Origin of the sequence: Ralstonia sp. PBBBR1, assembly GCF_002256165.1 — a bacterium.
Lineage (GTDB): Bacteria > Pseudomonadota > Gammaproteobacteria > Burkholderiales > Burkholderiaceae > Ralstonia > Ralstonia thomasii.
This window is the reverse complement of the sequence record NZ_NKIL01000005.1, coordinates 76,678-97,429: the sequence shown is the minus strand read 5'-3', so window position 1 is coordinate 97,429 and position 20,752 is coordinate 76,678. Positions and strand designations below refer to the sequence as shown.

The 20,752-nt window shown below is 65.7% G+C and carries 16 protein-coding genes; 6 read left to right on the top strand and 10 right to left on the bottom strand.

The features are described from left to right. Positions 1-3 precede the first annotated feature (3 nt). On the top strand, positions 4-3,243 hold the full coding sequence (locus CFE42_RS09155; protein ID WP_004627355.1) for a cytochrome P450: 3,240 nt from the start codon (positions 4-6) through the stop codon (positions 3,241-3,243). A 168-nt stretch (positions 3,244-3,411) separates the two neighbouring features. Further along, positions 3,412-3,702, top strand: a complete 291-nt coding sequence (locus CFE42_RS09150) for a hypothetical protein (RefSeq protein WP_004627354.1) — start codon at positions 3,412-3,414, stop codon at positions 3,700-3,702. 52 nt (positions 3,703-3,754) lie between these two features. Here the strand turns inward: CFE42_RS09150 and CFE42_RS09145 are convergent, their stop codons facing one another. The 3 genes from CFE42_RS09145 to CFE42_RS09135 form a co-directional block, all read right to left on the bottom strand. Further along, positions 3,755-4,909, bottom strand: coding sequence for a Gfo/Idh/MocA family oxidoreductase (locus CFE42_RS09145; protein ID WP_004627353.1), 1,155 nt, complete (start codon positions 4,907-4,909; stop codon positions 3,755-3,757). A gap of 152 nt (positions 4,910-5,061) precedes the next feature. Next, positions 5,062-5,406, bottom strand: a complete 345-nt coding sequence (locus CFE42_RS09140) for an antibiotic biosynthesis monooxygenase (protein ID WP_004627352.1) — start codon at positions 5,404-5,406, stop codon at positions 5,062-5,064. 48 nt (positions 5,407-5,454) lie between these two features. Then, the gene (locus CFE42_RS09135; RefSeq protein ID WP_037043587.1) at positions 5,455-6,594 is read right to left on the bottom strand and encodes a cytochrome P450; all 1,140 of its coding nucleotides are present in this window, start codon (positions 6,592-6,594) and stop codon (positions 5,455-5,457) included. A gap of 88 nt (positions 6,595-6,682) precedes the next feature. On the opposite strand from CFE42_RS09135, the gene CFE42_RS09130 reads away from it, so the two are divergent. Further along, positions 6,683-7,399 carry a winged helix-turn-helix domain-containing protein gene (locus CFE42_RS09130; protein WP_004627348.1) on the top strand — a complete coding sequence of 239 codons (717 nt, stop codon included), beginning with the start codon at positions 6,683-6,685 and terminating at the stop codon, positions 7,397-7,399. Positions 7,400-7,415: 16 nt separating this feature from the next. Here CFE42_RS09130 and speG read toward each other — a convergent pair whose 3' ends face one another. The 3 genes from speG to CFE42_RS09115 are packed head-to-tail and all read right to left on the bottom strand — an operon-like array spanning position 7,416 to position 11,307. Beyond that, a complete protein-coding gene (gene speG / locus CFE42_RS09125) occupies positions 7,416-7,958 on the bottom strand; it encodes a spermidine N1-acetyltransferase (RefSeq protein WP_004627346.1) in 543 nt (180 codons plus the stop codon). 55 nt (positions 7,959-8,013) lie between these two features. Continuing rightward, positions 8,014-9,156, bottom strand: coding sequence for a PepSY-associated TM helix domain-containing protein (locus tag CFE42_RS09120; RefSeq protein ID WP_004627344.1), 1,143 nt, complete (start codon positions 9,154-9,156; stop codon positions 8,014-8,016). Between the two features lie 30 nt (positions 9,157-9,186). Beyond that, positions 9,187-11,307: a TonB-dependent siderophore receptor gene (locus tag CFE42_RS09115; RefSeq protein ID WP_004627342.1), complete on the bottom strand. Its 2,121-nt coding sequence runs from the start codon at positions 11,305-11,307 to the stop codon at positions 9,187-9,189. Between the two features lie 266 nt (positions 11,308-11,573). On the opposite strand from CFE42_RS09115, the gene CFE42_RS09110 reads away from it, so the two are divergent. Together CFE42_RS09110 and CFE42_RS09105 are read left to right on the top strand one after the other, a co-directional pair. Beyond that, positions 11,574-12,650: an oxidoreductase gene (locus CFE42_RS09110; RefSeq protein WP_004627341.1), complete on the top strand. Its 1,077-nt coding sequence runs from the start codon at positions 11,574-11,576 to the stop codon at positions 12,648-12,650. Then, a complete protein-coding gene (locus CFE42_RS09105) occupies positions 12,647-14,758 on the top strand; it encodes a cation:proton antiporter (protein WP_004627338.1) in 2,112 nt (703 codons plus the stop codon). Before CFE42_RS09110 ends, CFE42_RS09105 begins: the two co-directional genes overlap by 4 nt. A gap of 27 nt (positions 14,759-14,785) precedes the next feature. Here the strand turns inward: CFE42_RS09105 and CFE42_RS09100 are convergent, their stop codons facing one another. From CFE42_RS09100 to CFE42_RS09085, 4 genes are all read right to left on the bottom strand, one after another. After that, positions 14,786-16,048 (bottom strand): patatin-like phospholipase family protein, encoded by a 1,263-nt coding sequence (locus CFE42_RS09100; protein ID WP_004627335.1) that lies wholly within the window; start codon positions 16,046-16,048, stop codon positions 14,786-14,788. A 31-nt stretch (positions 16,049-16,079) separates the two neighbouring features. Next, positions 16,080-16,865, bottom strand: a complete 786-nt coding sequence (locus tag CFE42_RS09095; protein WP_004627334.1) for a 3-hydroxybutyrate dehydrogenase — start codon at positions 16,863-16,865, stop codon at positions 16,080-16,082. Positions 16,866-16,918: 53 nt separating this feature from the next. Then, positions 16,919-17,662 (bottom strand): acetoacetate decarboxylase, encoded by a 744-nt coding sequence (locus CFE42_RS09090; protein WP_004627332.1) that lies wholly within the window; start codon positions 17,660-17,662, stop codon positions 16,919-16,921. Between the two features lie 192 nt (positions 17,663-17,854). After that, positions 17,855-19,258, bottom strand: coding sequence for a PLP-dependent aminotransferase family protein (locus tag CFE42_RS09085; protein WP_004627330.1), 1,404 nt, complete (start codon positions 19,256-19,258; stop codon positions 17,855-17,857). Positions 19,259-19,413: 155 nt separating this feature from the next. Between CFE42_RS09085 and CFE42_RS09080 the strand changes: the two genes are divergently transcribed. Beyond that, complete coding sequence (locus CFE42_RS09080; RefSeq protein WP_004627328.1) at positions 19,414-20,751, top strand: aspartate aminotransferase family protein; 1,338 nt, start codon at positions 19,414-19,416, stop codon at positions 20,749-20,751. The last annotated feature ends 1 nt before the right edge of the window (position 20,752 follow it).

Sequence of the window (20,752 nt, the reverse complement as noted above, 5' to 3'; positions counted from 1 at the left end):
CGCATGCGCTCCGCCTCCGAGTTGCCCGCCAATGCCTCGCCCGCTGCGGCGGAGCCCATCCCGCAGCCCAAAGGCTTGCCGTGGCTGGGCAACCTGCTGCAACTCCCCAAAGACCGCCTGGCCCAGACGCTTCTGGAAACCAGCCGGCAGTTTCCCCAAGGCCTCTACCAGCTCGACTTTGCCGGGCGGCGCGTGCCGTTCGTCTATTCCGCCGATCTGGTGGCTGAACTCTGCGACGAAACGCGCTTTCGCAAGCTGATCGGCCCGCCGCTGTCGTTCCTGCGGGCGGGAGCGGGCGATGGCCTCTTCACGGCGCATCAGGACGAGCCCAACTGGGGCAAGGCGCATCGCATTCTGCTGCCGGCCTTCAGCCAGCGTGCGATGAAGGGCTACTTCGACGTGATGCTCGACGTGGCCAATGCGCTGGCCGACAAATGGGCGCGCCAGGGGCCAGACGCCGATATCCCCGTGGCCGACGACATGACGCGGCTCACGCTCGACACCATCTCGCTGGCGGGTTTTGGATACCGCTTCGATTCGTTCAACACGCCCGAGCTGCATCCGTTCCTGGTGGCCATGGTGGGTGTGCTGTCCGAAGCCATGGGCAAGCTCACGCGCCTGCCGCTCAAAGACCGCTTCATGCGCGAGCACCATCGGCGGTTCGAGCAGGACGTGGCCGCCATGCATCAACTGGTGGACGAGGTGATCCGCGCGCGCCGTCAGGCAAAAGATGGCGGCATCGGCGCGAGCGACTTGCTGGGGCTGATGCTCAACGCGCGCGATCCGCTATCAGACGAGCCGCTGGATGACACCAACATCCGCTTCCAGGTCATCACTTTCCTGATCGCCGGGCATGAAACCACGAGCGGCCTGCTGACCTTTGCGCTGTACATGCTGCTGCGCCATCCGGCCGTGCTGGCCCAGGCGTATGCCGAGGTTGACCGCGTGCTGCCGGGCGATACCGAGCCGCAGTATGCGCACCTCGCACAGCTGGATGTGATCGAGCGCGTGCTCAAGGAAACGCTGCGCCTGTGGCCGACCGCCCCGAGCTTTGGCGTGGCGCCGTATGAAGACACGCGCATTGGCGGCCGCTACGCCATCCGCAAGGACCAGCGCGTGGTGACCGTGCTGCTGGCGCTGCATCGCGATCCGGCGGTGTGGGATCGCCCCGAAGCCTTCGATATCGACCGCTTCCTGCCAGAGAACGAAGCGAAGCTCCACCCGCACGCCTACAAGCCCTTCGGCAATGGCGAGCGCGCCTGCATCGGCCGCCAGTTTGCGCTGACCGAAGCCAAACTGGCGCTTGCGGTGATCCTGCAGCGCTTCGCGCTGTCCGACCCTTACGATTACGGCTTCCACATCAAGGAAACACTGACGCTCAAACCGGACGGTTTCCGCCTGCGCGCGCGGCTGCGCCATGCACGGGAGCGGTTGTCGGTCGCCACGCCTGCGCGCACCGAGGCCGTCACGCAAGACGATGCCGAAGGGGCGCTTGCGGGGGGCGGGGAACCGATGCACGTGCTGTACGGCGGCAGCCTTGGCACCTGCCAGGACATCGCCGAGCAGCTTGCCGCCACCGCATCGCGCGCCGGGTTCGACGCCAAGGTGGCGCCGCTCGACACCATTGCCGACGCGCTGCCGCAGCAGGGCACGCTCGTTGTGGTGGCCGCCACCTACAACGGCCGTGCACCGGACAGCGCCCGCACACTTGAGGCGCGGCTGGATGCCGCCGATGCGCTCACCCGGCAGGCAACCGGATTGCGCTATGCCGTCCTGGGCTGCGGCAACTCGCAATGGCCCGCGTTCCAGGCGTTCCCGAAGCGGGTGGAAGCGATGCTTGCCGCAGCCGGCGCGCAAGCCATCGTGCCGCGTGGCGAGGCGGACGGAAATGCCGGTTTCGATGCTGCCGTCGACGCCTGGACGCGCAGCCTGTGGAGTGCCCTGGGCACCCGCCAAACCCACGCCGATGGCCCATCCGTCCACGTCGACTACGTTGCGCCTGATGCGCTCCGCGCCGCCACGCTGCCGCCCGCCGCTCGCGCGATGACGGTGCTCGCCAATGAAGAACTCGTCAGCGACGCCACCGGCCTGTGGGATTTCACGCGGGAAGCGCCGCGCGGCCCGACGCGTCATCTCACGGTGCAGTTGCCCGACGACGTGACCTACGCCACTGGCGACCACCTCGCCGTCTACCCGCGCAATGCCGATGACCGTGTCGACGCTGCCATCGCGCGGCTTGCGCTGGAGCCCGATGCGCTCGTCACCCTGACCGCGCGCCATGCGCACGTGCGCCACCTGCCGCTCAACCAGCCGGTGTCCGTGCGTCAGTTGTTACGTGATTTCGTCGAGCTGCAGGACACCGCCACCGTGCGCGACATCGCCGCGCTGCACGCGGCCACGCGCTGTCCGTTCACGCGAGGCCAACTTGCCGTCTGGCTGGAAGGCGACGATGCGGCCGAGCGCTTCGACCAGGACATTCAAGCCCCGCACGTGAGCGTGCTCGATCTGTTGATCCGCTTGCCTGCAATTGAGTTGACCCTGGAAGCATTCCTCGCGCGGCTTGGGCCGATGCGCCCGCGTTTCTATTCCATCGCGTCGTCGGCGCGTGTGTCGCCCGGCGTGGCCGCGCTAACGGTGGGCACGGTGTCAGGGCCGGCTTGGTCCGGGGTGGGTACGTATCGCGGGACGGCCTCGAACTACCTGATGACGCTGCGCGCAGGCGCGGAGATCGCTGCCGCCGTGCGCACGCCCAATCCGCCGTTCGCACCCGACGCAGACGCCAGCAAGCCGATGGTGCTGATCGGCGCCGGCACGGGCATCGCGCCATTCCGTGGCTTCCTGGAGGAGCGCGCCGCGCAGCATGCGGCAGGTGAGGCGGTGGCGACGTCGTTGCTCTGCTTCGGCTGTCGCCACCCCGAGCACGACTTTCTCTACCGCGACACCTTGCGTGCGTGGGAAGACGCAGGTGTGGTGCGCGTCTTTCCCGCGTATTCCTGCGTGGCCGAGCATCCGCATCGCTTCGTGCAGCATGCCCTGTGGGATGCGCGCGAAGCCGTGTGGGCGGCGTTCGATGCAGGCGCGACCTTGTACGTGTGCGGCGACGGTCGTGCGATGGCGCCAGCGGTACGCGACACGCTGATCCGCATGCACCAGGCGCGCTACGGTAGCGACCTGGCGACCGCGTCCGGCTGGTTGACGGCGCAGATGCAATCTGGCCGCTACCGTCAGGACGTCTTCAACTGAAGCGCCGCGGGCGGTCGTTGGTGTTGCGGCGCTGCCGTATCGACTGCCCGCTTGAGCGGCGGCCCGGGTGCCCCATGTTACGATTTATCCTTCGGAGCACCGCGCTTTTGGCCCAGCGACGCACTGTCAGACGCGTCCGGCGCAGCGGCTCTGCGAGGAGAAATGAGAATGTGGCGCCGAATCAAAGCGTCCTGGATGGCGATCTTTCTGGTCACCCTGTTGGGTGTCGGGTACTTGTGGATGTACCGTTTTGAGCCGCTGCTCTCCGGTGAGGCGGGCAGCGATGTGTTTGTGTGGGACCGCTGGACGCACCGCGTCTGTGCGCTGACCGACAACGGTGAAGCTACGGAATGGCGTTGCGATAACGCCATGGAAACCGACGGCTCCAGCAGCAACACCAACTCGGACGTCTCGATCCGGAAGCGCATGCGCGACGCCGTGCAGCGCATCAAGCTGTAAATCGTGAATCCCACGCCCGCCGTTCGTCGCGGGCGTTTTTTCTTCCAGGTGTCTATCCCTTGCTGGGTTCAGCCGCGTCCACCAGTTCCGGTGCGGGCACGGGTGGCAGCTTGCGCACCTGCGCAGTCTCCATGCGGCCCTGACGCTGGAACGGCCCAAGGTTCTGCGGCTGTCCTGATTCCAGCGCGCGCTCAATGGCGGCCAGGACGCGCACGTCGGCCAAGCCTTCTTCGCCGTTGGGTTCAGGTTCCCGGTTGTTGAGGATGCAGTCGGAGAAGTACTGCAGCTCGCCGCCAAACTGGTCGGTCGCGTCGAACGCCTGTTCGTGCGTCTTGCCGTCGATCGTGGCGCGGTACTTCAGCCCCACGCCAAACATGAAGCCGGGCGAGACCTCCAGATCCCCCTTGGTCCCCAGGATGCGGTACTGGTCGATGTTCGCGCCGCTGTAGCTGACCACGAACTGTGCGACGCGGTGGTCGGCAAAGCGCAGCGTCACGCTGACAGTGTCATCGAAGTTGAAGGGCAGATCCGGGTCCCGAACCCCACAGGCCGACACCTCTACCGGCTCTTCGCCAAAGAGATTGCGCACCGCGTTGATGGGATAGACGCCCATGTCGGACACCGGCCCGGCCCAATAGCCGTGGCTGGCGCGGTGGTTGGACGGCGCCACCGATTGGCTGAACATGGCCGAGAACGCTCGAATGCGGCCAAGTTTGCCTGCGCGCACGAGTTCGATGGCGGCCAGTGTGGCCGGCTCGAAATGCAGGCGGTAGGCGATCATCAATTTTGCATTGCCGTTGCGGGCCGCTTCGTTCATCGCTTCGCAATCGGCCTCGCTGGTGGCCATGGGCTTTTCAAGGAGGACGTGGATGCCGCGCTGCAGGGCCGGAAGGGCGTACTGCCGATGCATGTCGTTTGGCAGCGCGAGGTAGATTGCGTCGATATCGCCAGCGGCGAGCAACTGGTCGTAATCGGCATAGCCGTGAACGTGCTCGATGCCGTAGCGGTCGGCCAGTACGGTGGCCTTGGCCTCATCGCCGGTGACCAGCGCAGTGACGACGGAATTGCCGCTTTGCGCCACGCCCGGCAGAAATGCGGCCTGGGAAATCCACCCGGCGCCGACCACGGCATAGCGCACCGGGCTCTGAACGGTGCGGGCGGGAGCGACTTGTGGCTCACGTTCAGCCTCATGAGAAGCGGTATTCATGACAATTCCTTTGCAATCGTTGCGCACGGCAGCATGCCGAGGCCGTGGTGCGGCGTGCTCGGCCGTGCGGGTTCTGACTGATTAAGCAAAGGTAATGCCCGGGGGGCGAAAAAGGCGTCACATCGGGCCCGGCGACGTGCCTTGCCCTGCGCTCAGGCGTGCTCGGCGCGGCTGTCGGTGGGGGCTTCGTCGCGCTCGGTCATGCCGTAGTCGCGCACCACGTGGGCGATGCGCAGGCGGTAGTCCGCAAACGCGTGGTCGCGGCCGACGTGCTGCGCGCCGCGGTGCTGCTCCATGTTGCGCCAGGCCTTGACGGCCTCTTCATCGCGAAAGAACGACAGCGAGAGCATCTTGTCCGGGTTCGTGATGCTCTGGAAACGCTCCACCGAGATGAAGCCGTCGACCTGCTCGAGCAGCGGTTTCAGCCGTGCGGCCAGGTTGAGGTAGGTGTCGCGCTGGCCCGGTGCGGGCTCGACTTCAAAGATGACGGCGATCATGGCAAGTCTCCTGTGGGGCGTTTTCGTGATGTCTTCGTTGGTGCAACTTCAAGCTTGAAAGCGGGGAATGCGCGCATTGGGCGAGGGGCGGTATGCCACCTCGCCGAGCCCGGCGAGCCACCGGTCGACATCCGGCAGGCTCAGCAGATGCCGCACCGTTTCGCGCGCGATGGCAGTGGCCAATGCATCGGCGGGGCAGCGGTGCGTGCCGCCGCCGAACGTCCACAGGCGCGGCGCTGTGCGGTCGCTGTCGAAGCGTAGTGGGTCCGGGTTCGTTGTGCCATCCACGTTGGCGGCGGCCAGCACGACCAAGATCTTGTCGCCGGCGCGCAGCGGCTGGCCGAGCAGCGCGATATCGTGCGCGACGAAGCGGCGCGTGTTCTGCACCGGCGCATCGCGGCGCAGGACTTCACGCACAAAAGGCTCGATGGCGAGCGGCTGCGCGCGCAGCCGGGCAGTCAACCCGGCGTGCCGCGATAGCGCAACGATGCAGTTGCCGAGCAGCCCGGCGCAGGCGTCGTAGGTTTGCGCGAGCAGGGCGGCGAGATTGGCGATGTCGGCGTCGCTGTCATCGTCACCGCCAGCGAACGGCGAGTCGGCAAAGCGCTGCTGCAAGCGGCCAACGGCGGCATTGGCCTGCGCGACGGCGGCTGCGCTGGCACCGGGGCCCAACGCGGCCAGATAGGCAGCAATGTCAGCCTGGCAGGCTGGCGCATCGGCGTGATCGCCCAGCAGCGTTTGCGCCATCGTTGCTAGCGGCACGCGGAAGTGGGCTTCGGTATCCAGCGCGGCATCCAGGGCCGCTGCGTCGGGCAGGGCTGTGCGCGCATGCCGCAGCGCCTGGCCGGCCAGCGCAGACACATCCAACCGGCCCAGCGCGGCCATCACCTTGGTCTTGCGTGTGCTGTGATCTGGCCCGTCGATCTGGCGCACGAGGCGGCCGAAGAATGCGCCCGTGGGCGTTGCAGCTACGGCCTTGGGCACGGGTTCATCGGCGGGGCGCACGCGGCAGGCGCTGCTGCCGAGCACGGCATCTACAGCCTCGGCGCTGGCGGCCACCCACCAGCCGAGGGTGGCGTCGAAGAAGAACGGGCGCGTGGCGGCAAGTTCGGCGTAGTAGGGTGCGGGATCGGCATGCACGATGGCTTGCAGCACGTCGGCGGGCGGGGCGGTGTCGAGGGCGGTCATCAGCGTGGGGCGCGGGAGTAAGATGGCTCCCATTCTCTGGACTGGCCGCCCGCCTGTCACGCGCCAACAGTTTGGTCTCCATCGAACCATGACCGCATCTTCCCCAGCCACCGCATCGACAACCCAGCCGGACATCGGCCGTGTGGCCGCCACCATTGGCGATCCGACCCGCATCCGCATGCTGCTGCTGTTGATGGAAGGCCGCTCCCTGACTGCCAAGGAACTCGCCTACGGCGCCGGTGTGGAGCCGGCCACGGCCAGCGCGCACTTGCGCCGGCTCGAGGCCGATGCGCTCATCACCTCGTTGTCGAGCGGACGCTACAAGTACTTCGGGCTGCGCTCTCCGGCGGTGGCGGAGATGATCGAATCGCTGCTGGTGGTCGCGCCTGAAAAACCTGCCGACCCGCGGCGCTCAGTCGTGCCTGAAAACCTGCGTGCGGCACGCCTGTGCTATGACCACCTGGCCGGGCAGCTCGGCACCGAGGTGTCGGAGAAACTCCTGTCGCGCGGCTGGCTGACGCAGCTCGATGCAACCCACGGCGCCTACGACGTTACGCCCGAGGGCGAGCAGGCGCTGGCCGCCATCGGCGTCGATGTGAATGCGCTGCGCAATGGCCGACGCCGCTTTGCTTACGGCTGCATGGACTGGAGCGAGCGTCGCCCGCATCTGGCAGGCGCGCTCGGGGCCGCCGTGGCGGAGCGCTGCATCGCATTGGGATGGCTGGAGCGGCAGAAGCACTCGCGCGCACTGAGCATGACCGAAGCCGGACAGCGCGAATTGCACGCGTGGCTGCACACGGCTTAGGTTCTCCCGCCTGGCGTCAGTTGGCGTTGCGGATCGTCTTCACGTAGTCGCGCTGGAACACGCACATGCGCAAGGCGTTGTGATACGCGCCGTTGCTGAAGAACTCCTCGATCAGCTCGCCTTCGCGCTGGAAGCCGCATTTCTCGTATACGTGGATCGCGCGTTCGTTCACCACGTCGACGACCAAGTACAGCTTGTGCAGATTCAGCACCATGAATGCATAGTCGACGGCCAGTCGCGTCGCGGTTGACGCATAGCCGTGACCCTGCCAGCCGGGCGCGATGATGATCTGGAATTCGCCGCGGCGGTGGATGTAGTTCAGCTCCATCAATTCGACCAGCCCCACGGCTTCGCCGGCATTGTTCTCGCAGATGAAGCGGCGCTCCCGCTGATCGTGCACGTGGCGGTCGTAGAGTTGCGAGAGTTCGGTGAAGGTTTCGTACGGTTCTTCGAACCAGTAACGCATGATCTTCGCGTCGTTGTTCAGCTCGTGCACGAAACGCAGGTCATTGCGCTCGAGCGGGCGCAGGCAAAGGTCGCGGGATTTTTCGATCACCATGGTGTTGTCCTTGTTGTGTTGAGGCGCCCGACATCGCGTCGACGTCCCTACGTTGTCAGCAAGGACGTGTCGCTGCGGATGCGTGTTTGCGCTGCGGTTGCGCGCGTCGGCGCCGATCCAGATACAGCCACCACCCTGTTGCTGCAAATACCGGCAGCATTAATGCTCCGATCAACACTAGCACGACGCCGATCGGGCCGAAATAGCGTCCATTGTGAAGCGGCAACATGCCTGCCAGCAGGCGTTGCATTGGCGGCTTTGCAGCGAAGGATTCGTTGCGCAGGACGGCGCCGGTAGCAGCGTCCAGCGTCAATCGGTTGAAGGCGCGGTCGTGCGGAGCATCGGCCGGCAGCCAGTTGATATCGACCTGGCCCGTGCGGGCATCGTCGATACGGAGGGTGACTGTTCCATAGTTCGACGCGTTGTCGCGGAAAGCGTTCCACGTGCGCTCAATTGCCGCATCTTCGAGCGGTTTTCGCGGGACTTCCACCGGTTTTGCCTTGGAGACAACCGGCATGCCGGCCAAGCGCTGCAGGCCATCGCGGTACCAGTCATATGCCCAATACAGCCCGCTGAAGGCGGCCAGCAGATACAGCGGCAACACCAGCGTACCGATGACGGTATGCACATCCCACCATCGGATGCGGCCCGCACGGCTCCATCGGATGACAAGCCAGCTTCGCCAGTTCGTGACGCGACGCGGCCAACGCAGGTATAAGCCCGACAGCGCCATCACGACGAGCCCTATCGTGCACGCACCTACGATCTGCTTGCCGATCTCATCAGCAAGCAACGTCCGGTGCAGCAGTTTGACGGTGGCAAAGAAGCGCTGTGCGCGCGCCTCCGGCAGCAACGTGCCGGTGGCGGCATCGATGTAGCGCAGCTCACCGCGGCTGCTGCCACCGTGTTTGCCGGGCGGCCACGCATACCAGACGCGCCACGGCTGGGTGGGGTCGGACGCAGCGGTGATGAAGGTGACGGGGCGGTCCGGCATGGCAGCGCGCGCCTGCGCCGCCACTTGCGGCAGCGTCGGCGCAGGTCCGCTGCGCGCGGGCAGGGTGAGCACGCCGGGATTGAGCGCGCGCAGCAGTTCGTCTTCGTACGCCATCAGCGCGCCGGTGGCGCCAACGACGGCCAGCACCACACTGGCCGACAACCCGATCAGCCAGTGCAAGCGGAACAGCACCCGTCGCAGCATCGCCCGTTCGCCCGTTCGCCTGTTCGACGCTTACATCTTGTAGCGCACGCCCAGCAGCGCCATGCGCGGGGCACCGGGCATGTTGTAGTTCTCGGCGGCGCCGTGAGCCGACACGTAGTACGCGCGGTTGAACAGGTTCTGCAGGTTCAGCGTGACATCAAGGTGCTTGCTGCGATAACCGGCGCCCAGGTCGACGGTCATGTAGCCGGGCAGCGTCGTCAGGTTGTACTGCGATGCGTAACGCGCAGCTTCCGCACGCACGCCGCCGGCCACGTAGAAGCCGTTCGGCAGGTCGTGCTTCAGCCATACCGAGCCGCTGTGCCGCGGCGTGAGCGACGGCTGGTTGCCGTTGACGGCCACGCCACCGCTGCGGTCGTTCGGGTTTTCCAGGCGGCCGTTCAGATAGGCATAGCTCGCCATCAGCGACCAGGTTTTCACGATCTCGCCAGTGAACGACAACTCCAGGCCGCGCGTGCGCTGGGTGCCGATGGGCACGCCCAGCAGCGTGACCGGATCCGCCGCCGTCAGGTTGGTCTGCTTCATGTCGAACAGCGCGGCCGTGACACTCGCGCCTGCAGACAGGTCGTACTTGGCGCCGATCTCGCAGTTCGTGGTCGATTGCGGAGCCAGTGCGCCGCTGTTCGGGAAGAAGGTGAAGCTATCCGCCAGCGGCTGGAACGAGCGGCTGTACGACGCGTACAGCGAGAGCGGCTCGACCGGGTGATACACAACGCCGAAGCGCGGGCTGACCGGCTTGTCCGTGCGTGACAGATCGACATTGCGCGGGGTCAGGTCGTCGCGGCTCTGCTTGAGGATTTCGTAGCGCAGGCCGGCGAGCACCGTCCATTGCGGCGAAAACTTGATCAAGTCCTGCACGTACGCCGCATACGTCTCGTTGTGCGAGAGGCCGTAGTTGGTCGGCACCGCGTTGCCGGGTACGGTCGGCAACACTTGCAGCGTCGGGTTGAACAGGTTGTAGGTCGTGCTGCCCGGCGCGGCGGCCACACGGTCGCTCTTGTCCTGGTAGCCCAGCTCGATGCCGTACAGCAGCGTGTGTTGGATGCCCCAGGTCTCGGCCTTCTGCGTCAGCTCGTTCTGCCACAGCGTGCCGCGGTCGCTGCGGTTGCGCTGGTTGACGGCAAGCGTGACGGTCGGGATCGGCCCATCGGTGACGCGGCTGACTGTCGTGTAGTTGTTGCGGCCCAGCGAGTATTCGTAATTGCGCACCACGCTGTGGAACGACCATTTGTCGTTGAAGCGGTGGTCCAGCGTGCCGGTCACGCTCTTGACGGTGGACTCCACATTGCCGGCGCCCGCATCGGCCGAGCCATAGCGCGTGCCGATGGGCACATCCACGGGGCGGCCGTGGTACGACGGCACGCCCTGGTCAGCGATGCGCTTGTCGTGCAGGTAATCGAACTGCACGGTCAGTTTGGTATCGGGCGCCAGGTTGAACAGGAACGACGGCGAGATCGCCTGGCGGCGCAGGAAGTAGTCGTTGCGGAAACCACCCGAATCTTCAACCGCGCCGGTAATGCGCGCGCGGATGGCGTCGTCGTTGATGGACGTGTTCAGGTCGAACTCGGCGCGTTTCTGGCGCTCCGTGCCGACCACCACGCCCACCTCGGCCAGTGGCGTGGCCAGCGGTTTCTTGGTCACGCGATTGATGATGCCGCCGGACGAACCGCGCCCATACAGCACGGCCGCCGGGCCCTTCAACACTTCAATGTGGTCGATGTTGGACAGGTCGCGGAAGTAGAGCGAATCATCGCGCAGGCCGTCGACGTATTGGTCATTGATCGACGAGAAACCGCGAATGGTCACCTGATCGCGCTGCGCATCGCCCAGCGAGGCCGACACGCCCGGCACGTTGCGCAGCGTGTCATTGATCGACAGCGCGCCCTGATCCTGGATCACCGCACGCGGCACGACGTTCACTGACTGCGGAATCTCGCGCAGCGGCACGGGAATCTTCGTGGCTGTGTTGGCGATGGGCGTGTCGTAGCTCGTGCTGCTGCGCGCACCCTTGACCGTGGAAGTCGGCAACGTGCCGGCGTCGGCTGCAGCAACGGTGTCGGCGGCACTTGCCACTTGAGCAAAGGGCAGCGTTCCAAGGACGGCCAGAGACAGGCACAAACGTTTCGGCGGCATTGCAGTTCCCGTAAAGTGAAAAGTACGACGCGACTCCCTCCCCCGAGGTGCGGCGCCTTCAGAATGTGAAGGCTCAGATAATAATGAGAACAATTCCTATTTACAAGAGAGTAAAGGCGTATTTTTGACAATGGCAACGTTTGCTAGGCGGGAATAGGGCAATTTTTCCCTGTCCTGCCCCGAAATTCTGGGCACCAAGTTGCGCCGTCATCGTCTTATTCGCTTGTTTTCTGCCATTTTTTTACATGCCGCTTTCATCACATCTGATGCCATTGAGCGCCGCTTTGGTCGGCTACGGTTATGCCGGCAAGCGCTTTCACGCCGCGTTGATCGACGCCACGCCAGGGCTGCGTTTGCAGGTCATCGGCTCCAATCGACCGGAGGCGGTGCGCGCGGATCGGCCAAACGCGGTGATCTGCACGCCAGAAGCGGCGGCAACGCATGCGGACGTCGACCTCGTCGTCATTGCCGCACCCAACGACCGCCATGCGCCGTTGGCAGAAGCGGCGTTGCGAGCGGGCAAGCATGTCGTCGTGGACAAACCGTTCACCGTCACGCTGGCAGAAGCGCGGCATCTGGCGCGGGTGGCGCGCGACGCGGGGCGCGTGCTGTCGGTGTTTCAGAACCGGCGCTGGGACAGCGATTTCCTCGCCGTGCAAGCCGCGATCGGAGGCGGCACCCTTGGCGAAGTCATGCACGTCGAGGCGCATTTCGACCGGTATCGACCGCAGGTGCGTGCGCGCTGGCGCGAGCAAGCGGGGCAGGGCACGGGCATCTGGTTTGATCTGGGCCCGCACCTGATCGACCAGGCGCTGCAACTGCTCGGCCTGCCCGATGCGGTGAGCGCCTCGTTCGCACGCCAGCGGCCGGGCGCCGAAACGCCGGACTGGGCGCATGTCGTGTTGGACGTGGGGGAGCGCCGAGCCGTCCTTCACGCGAGCATGCTGGTGGCGGGCGGATCCCCGCGCTGGATCGTCCACGGCACGCGCGGTTCGTTCGTCAAACGCCGGATGGATCAGCAGGAAGCGCAACTGCTCGCCGGCATGCAACCCGGCGCGCAAGGCTGGGGCGTGGACGATGACGCCGGCCTTTTCATCGATGGCGCAACATCCTCCGAAAACCGCATCGCAACGCCCGCTGGCGATCAGCGCGCCTACTACGCCGCTGTGCGCGACGCCATCTTTGGTCAGCGCACAAACCCCGTGCCGCCCGTGCAAGCCGTGGCCGTCATGGCCGTGCTCGAAGCCGCCGTGGCTGCCGCCGAAACCGGCACGGCAGTCGTGCCGGACCTGACCGATGCCGAACGTGCAGATTGGCTGGCTGCGCGGGAGACCGCCTCGTGAACGGCGTCGTCATCCTGTTGCTGGTGGCGGGCGGTCTGCTCGCGGTGGTGGCGCTGGTGCAGATGCTGGCCTCGCGGCTGACGTTGCCCGAGTCGACCTTGCTGGCGCTGGCGGGCATCGGCATCGGCGGCGCCTATGTGATCTTGCGGAACAGCGCGCCTGCCTTTGCGACCACGTTCTTCGCGCCGCTCGTCGATCCGAGTTGGCCGGCAGAGGCCTACCTGTGGCTGTTCCTGCCGCCGCTGTTGTTTCAGGCGGCGCTGTCGGTCGATGTGCGCAGCATGGCACCGGACGCCGCGCCGATCCTGATGCTGGCCATCGTGGCCGTGGTGGTCGCCACGGGTGTGATCGGGCTTGCAGCGGCCGCCGTCACGCCGTTCGGCATCGTCACGTGCCTGCTGCTCGGCGCGATGATTGCCACGACCGATCCGTCCGCCGTGATTGCGGTGTTTCGCGACGTGGGCGCACCGGCGCGGCTGATCCGCCTGGTGGAGGGCGAGGCGCTGCTGAACGATGCGGCTGCCATTGCGATCATGGGCGTGCTGCTTGCCATGCTGACGGGGCACGGCGGTGACGCCACCGTCGGCACCGGTCTGCGTGAACTGGCCAGGGCGTTCGGTGGCGGCGTGGTGTTCGGGTTGATTGCCGGGCGCATCGCCGCATTCCTGCTGCCGGCTCTGCGCGGCATTGCTCAGGCCGAAGCCGCGTGGACGCTGGCGCTGCCGTATCCGCTGTATCTCGTGGCGGAAAACATGCTGGGCGTGTCGGGCGTGGTGTCGGTGGTCTGCGCGGGACTGGTGATCGGCGCGCTGGGACGCACGCGCCTGACGCCGCGCAACTGGTCGCACCTGCAACTGATTTGGGAGCAGATTGCGGCGCTGGCTGGAGCGGTCGTCTTTCTGTTGGCTGCGGTGCGCGTGCCGGAACTGCTGCACGGCGCGGTGTGGAAAGACGCGCTGTGGCTCGCGGTGATCGTGCTGGCTGCACTGGCGGCGCGCCTTGCCGTGCTGTTTGGCCTGTTGCCCGCGATGGCGTGGCTCAAGCTCTCCGCGCCGGTCAGTCATGCCTACAAACTGGCGATTGCATGGGGCGGCCTGCGTGGTGCCGTCACACTGGTGCTGGCGCTGGGGGTGGCCGAGAACCAGGCCGTACACGCGGCCGATCGTCATTTTGTGACCATCCTCGCCACCGGCTTTGTGCTGGTCAGCGTGCTCTTCAACGGCGCCACGCTGCGCTGGGTGATGCGGTGGCTGGGGCTCGATCAGTTGTCGCCGCAAGAGCAGGCACTGCAAGGGCAGGCGCTGAACATGTCGACGGAGGAAGTGGAATCGACCATGCGCCGCATCGGCGGGCACTTCCATTTCACGTCGGGCGCGACCGATCGGGCAGCGGAGGTGTATCGGCGGGAGGTCGCGGCCGGCGCGCTCGAACTGAACCTTGAGGAAGCGCTGTCCGAACGCGAACGCCTGACCATCGGCCTGGTTTCGCTCGCCACGCGTGAGCGCGAGTTGATTCCCGAATATGGCAACGGCCTCGTCTCGATCCGCAACCTCGACGCGATGATGCGAAACACCGCCGACATGATCGACGCGGCCCGCACGGAGGGGCGCCTGGGCTACAAGCGCGCTTCGCGGCGCATCCTGGCCAAGCACGCCGGCTACCGGTTCGCGGTCTGGCTGCATCGTGTGGCGCATATCGATCCCCCGCTGGCCAATGCACTGGCCGACCGCTTTGAATTGCTCATTTGCCGCCAGACGGTGCTCGAACGCTTGCGCGCGTACAACCGTGCATCGCTGCAACCCGTGCTGGGTGAGCGCATGGCAGACTTGCTCGATGGCGTGTTGATCACCCGGATCGAGGCGGCCGAAGAGGGCCTGGCCGAGTTGCGCGAGAAGTTTGGCGGCTACAGCGCTGCATTGGAAAAGCGTCTGCTGGTGCTGTTTGCGCTGTACATCGGCCAGAGCAAAATCGACACGATGCTGGCTGAAACCGTGATCTCGAAAGAGGTCTACAAGCAGATCAGCGCGGTGATCCGCCGCGCCTGGACGGCTGCGCTGCCGCGGCCGCCGCTGTCGACTGCGCTGCGTATGCCGGCCGCGCCGGAGTAGTCCGGCCCTGAGCGACGCAGCGGTGGCTCAAAGCCTCTTGTCTTCCCGCTCTACGCCCGGATGGCGGTGGATGTCATGCGTGATGAAGCCCGTGTCGTTATCGGGCATCTCAAGCCACTCCGGGTGCGAGAGCGATTCGCGAATATCCGCCAGGCCCGAGGCCCAGTGGTCGCGCATGGTCGATGGACCGAACTGGATGTCCTTGCCCGGCCCTTCGTGTTCCTTGGCAGCGTGGATGAGGTGGAAGACGTTGTAGCGCTTGGTACAGGCCATCTCCTGCGCGTGCTTGTACCACTGGGTGCGCTCAAACTCTTTAGGCGGCAGGTGGTCGAGCAGCTTGCGTATTAGCCGGCGCGTGGATTGCGAACGTTCCATCCAGTCGGTGGTAAGCCGCGTGCGGCTGGAGTACTGCAAGTCCTTCTGCCGGCTGGCCACGCCGATCATCGTATTGGGCACCGGGCCCAGTGCGCTCCAGAGGTCCACCTGGAACACCAGCGTGTCGCGGCGCGGCTTGGAGCCCAGCACATACGACAGTGGCGTGTTGGAGACGACACCGCCATCCCAGTAATACTCGCCGTCGATCAGCACGGGAGGGAAGCCCGGCGGCAGCGCGCCGGATGCCATGAAGTGCTCCGCGCGCAGTCGGCGCTCGGTGTTGTCAAACGCTTCCAGATTGCCGGTGCGGACGTTCACAGCCCCCACCGATACGCGGATGCCACCGTCGTTGATGCGGTCGAAATCGCAAAGGCGTTCCAGCGTCGCCTTGAGCGGCGCGGTGTCGTAGTAGCTGGCTTCGAGCGGGTCGACTTCGTTGGCAGGCAGTGGTGCAGGAAAGCGCGGTGTAAAAAAGCCGCGCTGGCCTTCGAGCAGCGTGTCGGCGGCCTGCATGGCGGTCAGCCATTTGCGCAGATGCGCGTTGCCGTCAAACCAGGCGTTTTCCAGGATGTCGGGCAGCGGCGGCGAGAACGTCGGTTGCGTGATGATCTGCCAGAACTCACGCAGCTTTGCTTGGCGATGCTCGGGCGCATTGCCGGCAATGATGGCCGTATTCAATGCCCCGATGGAGATGCCCGCAATCCAGTTCGGCACGATACCGGCTTCGTCCAGCCCTTCGAACACGCCGGCCTGGTACGAGCCAAGCGCGCCGCCGCCTTGCAGCACCAGCGCGATGTTCTCGTACGCCGGGAGCACGATGCGCTGCGCCGTGGTGAGCGGCGCATCGGCGGGGCGTGACGACTCTGCCGGCGTGGGCCGCTTGGTTGCGGCCACGCGTAGTTTTGGTGCGGGCATATCTCCTCAACCTCCTTGCGTGTGCAGAGACTTATTGCATGAACCAGCCGTGGCTCACCACGAACGATTGGCCGGTCAGCGCGGCACTTGGGAACGTGGCCAGGAAGCGCACCGTCTCGGCCACGTCTTCCACCGTGGTGAATACGCCGTCCACGGTATCACCCAGCATGACTTTTTTCACCACGTCATCTTCGCTGATGCCGAGTTCCTTGGCTTGTTCGGGAATCTGCTTTTCGACCAGCGGCGTGCGCACGAAGCCGGGGCACACCACGTGCGAGCGCACGTTATGCGCCGCGCCTTCCTTGGCCAGTACCTTGTTCAGGCCGAGCAGTGCATGCTTGGCCGCCACGTAGGCCGATTTGAGCGGCGAGCCCTCGTGCGAGTGCACCGAGCCCATGTAGATCACCACGCCGCCACGGTCGTCCTTGTACATGTGGCGCAGTGCGGCGCGCGTGGTCAGGAACGCGCCGTCGACGTGGATGGCCTGCATCTTCTTCCAGTCGGCAAACGAGTAGCTCACGAACGGGTTGACGATCTGGATGCCGGCGTTCGAAACGAGGATGTCGACCGAGCCGAGTTCTTCGGCCACGCGGTCGATGCCGCTGTCCACGGCTTGTTCATCGGTCACGTCCATGCGCAGGCCGATCGCCTTGCCGCCTGCATCGGTGATCTCTTTGGCGACGGCCTTGGCGCCGTCTTCGTTCAAGTCAACGATGGCAATGGCCGCGCCCGAATTGGCGAGCGTGAGGGCGATCTGCTTGCCGATGCCGCTGGCGGCACCCGTGACGACGGCGACTTTGCCTTTCAAATCAGACATGTGTGTACTCCGGGGGTTGACGGTGACGGGATAAGAATGGCCTTGGGCAGGTGCTACTGCGCCAAGTAATCGAATACAACCTCGCCCATGCCAAGGGTCAGGTCCGCAATGATGTGCCGGGCTTCGACAATCTCCAGCACGGGCAGTTCGGCCACGGGCGCCAGTGCATGGTGCGCCAGTTCCAGCGACGCGGGGCCCGTCCAGGCGCCTTTCATGTCGATGTCGATCATGACGTTGCGCGACAGCTCGCAGATGCGCGCGGTCTTGCCGTCCACGTGCGGAATGATCTTGAGCAGAAAGTTCGGGCGCTCCAGGCGCCGTTTCTGCTCGGCCAGATCCAGCTCGCGGTGCTTGTAACCCATGGTGCCGGTGGCCACGCGCACGGGGCCGTAGTCGAGCGTGCCGATCAGCGTGTCCTTGGCGGTCACCAGCTTCGGGCTTGCCAACTTCTTGGGAAAGCCCCACATTTCACGGCCGCCGGCCAGGGGCGGATGGTCGTCCAGGTACATCGCCAGCGTGTACGTGCCGGGCTTGCCTTCGTAGGTGACCGGGATGACCTGGCCGCTTTCGGTGTAATCGCCAAAGCCGGTGGAGTCGGCCATGCGGATGAACTCGTAGGCGACCAGCGGTTCGGGCACTTCCAGTGGTTCCGGCACCATGGCGCGCAGCTTGGCCGGGTCGGTGCGGTACGTGATGATGAAGAATTCGCGGTGGATGAAGCGGTACGGGCCGGGTGGGTAGGCGGGGCTCGTGAGCGGCATCGCGAAGGCGGTTTCGCGGACGGTCTTAATGTCCATGGCACTCCTTGTGCAGGTTGGTCTGCAGGTGGCGTTGGGAGTCGGTACGGCAAGTGAACGGTAGGCGACTAGGCATGGTGTCGCGCATTTGTGACGCTGCCGCCTTCCGTTCACGCGAATTTCACGTTTGATTGCCCGTTACGCGATTGATTGCATGCAATACGCCGTTGCGCCGCATGCGGGGCAGCGCCGTCACGCGTGCGAGAGGAATTCCCAGAGTGCCGGTTCTGCGGAGTACGCGACGTTGAAGCGCAGCCACGGGCTCGGCTCGTCATGCGGCCGGAAGTACTGACCGGGCGCGAGCCAGATGTTGTGCTCGATAGCCCGATTGGCCAGTGCGGAGGCGTCGGCCTGGCCGGGCAGCCGCGCCCACAGGAAGAGGCCGCGGCCCGGCGTATCGAACGGCTCGGCACGATGTTGACGCATGAGCGCTTCGATGGGCGCGTGCGCTTCTCCCAGCCGCGCAATCAGCCGCGCCACGTGTTCGGCATAGACGGGGCGGGTGACGAACGCGTGCACGATGCGCTCGGTAATTTCCGACGAGGTGAGCGCCACTGCCATCTTGGTGCGTGCCAGCTCGCGTGTGATGGCGGCATCGGCCACCACGTAGCCTGCGCGCAACGAGGGCGAGATCGTCTTGGAGAACCCGCTCACATACAGCGTGCGGCGCAGGCCGTCGAGTGCGGCGAGCATCGGGGCGGCGGGGTCGGCCAGCTCGCGGTGCAGGTCGTCCTCAACGATCCAGAGGCCATGCTGTTCGGCCAGTTGCAGCACGCGATAGGCGTTCTGTGCCGTCATTGAGGAGCCAGTGGGGTTCTGCAGCACGGAGCTGGTGAAGAGGGCGCGCGGCCGGTCGGCATCGTCCGCGCGCAGGATGGTTTCCAGCGCCACTGTGTCGAGCCCATCCGGCGTGCGCGGCACCCCGACCACGCGCAGACCGGCCAGCTTGAGTACCTGGAGTACGTTGCAATAGCCCGGATCATCCACCGCGACGACGTCGCCAGCTTTGAACAGCGTGCGGACGATCAGGTCGAGCGCCTGCGTGGCGCCGCTGGTCAGCAGCACTTGCGACCGTTCCACCGGCAGGCCCCGTAGCGCAAGCGACTGCGCGACGTATTCGCCCAACGGCGCATAGCCCCACGGATGTCCGTAGCCCGCCACCCGCAACGCGGAAACACGGCTCACGGCGCGCATGGCTTCCTGTACGCCGCGCTCGTCCAGCCAGTCGTTCGGCAGCCAGCCACAGCCGGGCTTGATGGAGATGGAGCGGTCGGCAAACACATCCGACAGCAGCCACGCCGCGTTGAGCGTGGGCGGCTCCCAGCGTGGGGCCACGGGGGCCGGCTGGGTGGGTGTACGCGCCGCTACGAGGTAGCCCGAACGTGGCCGGGCCACGATGGCGCCCAGAGCCGCCAGCCGTGTATAGGCCTCCGCCACCGTAAAAGTGCTTACATCGTGCGCCTGGGCCAACTTGCGCACCGAGGGCAGCCGCGTGCCCGGCAGCAGAGAATGGTTGTCGACCGCCGCACGAATGCCTTGGACGATCTGGTCGACCAACGTACGCTGGGGATGAGAAGGATCGAGTTCGAGTTGCATGTTGCGATGCGGCACGAAGCCGTGATGAGGGCCTATACAGTTTCTTATAGAACCGCCATCTGTGCATGTCCGTGTCGGATTGGACTCTGTACAGTTTGCTTCAACCGCTGGCTTGCCCAGCCCGTTCCCTTTCCGCTGTTTTTTCGGAGCCGCCGATGAAACCCGCACCCCACCCGCTGGAAACCACCGATCTGTCCTACTTCTGGATGCCGTTCACGGCCAACCGCCAGTACAAGGCCGCACCGCGCCTGCTGACTTCCGCCCAGGGCATGTACTACCGTGACGGCGATGGCCGCGAGGTGCTGGACGGCACTGCCGGCCTCTGGTGCGTCAACGCCGGCCACTGCCGCAAGGAAATCGTCGACGCCATCACGACGCAGGCCGCCACGCTGGATTTCGCGCCCACCTTCCAGATGGGGCACCCCCTGGCGTTCCGCGCGGCAGAAAAAGTCGCCGAGATCATGCCGGAAGGCCTGAACCGCATCTTCTTCGCCAACTCCGGTTCCGAAGCGGTGGATACGGCGCTCAAGATTGCGCTGGCCTACCACCGCGCGCGGGGCGAAGGGCAGCGCACACGCCTGATTGGCCGCGAGCGTGGCTATCACGGAGTGGGTTTCGGCGGCATCTCGGTGGGCGGCATTTCGCCGAACCGCAAGGCGTTCTCGGCGAACCTGCTGCCGGGTGTGGACCACCTGCCGCATACGCATGCGCCCGAGCACAACGCATTCTCCAAGGGCCAGCCGGCCTGGGGCGAGCACCTTGCCGACGAACTGGAGCGCCTCGTCACGCTGCATGACGCGTCGACCATCGCCGCCGTCATCGTCGAGCCTCTGGCGGGTTCCACCGGCGTGCTGGTGCCGCCCAAGGGCTACCTGCAGCGTCTGCGCGCTTTGTGCGACAAGCACGGCATCCTGCTGATCTTCGATGAAGTCATCACCGGTTTTGGCCGCCTGGGCGCGGCGACGGCGGCCGAGTTCTTTGGCGTGACGCCGGACCTGCTGACGATGGCCAAGGGCATCAACAACGCCGCCGTGCCGATGGGCGCCGTGGCCGTGCGCCAGTCGGTGCACGACACCGTCGTCGACGCCGGCGCGCCAGGCGCGATCGAGCTGTTCCACGGCTATACGTATTCGGCCCACCCGCTGGCCGCGGCCGCGGCGGTGGCCGCGCTGGACCTGTATCGCAGCGAAGGGCTGTTCGAGCGCGCGCGTTCGTTGTCGCCGGCGTTCGAAGCGGCAGCGCATTCGGTCAAGGGCGCGCCGCATGTGAAGGACATCCGCAACCTCGGCCTCGTGGCCGGCATCGAACTGGAATCGCGCCCCGGCGCCGTGGGCGCGCGCGCTTACGAAGTCTTCCTGAAATGCCTGGAGCGTGGTGTGCTGGTGCGCTACACCGGCGACATCCTGGCGTTCTCCCCGCCGCTCATCATCGAAGAGGCGCAGATCGCGCGCATCTTCGACACCGTTCGTACCGTTCTGCAAGAGGTAGCCTGAA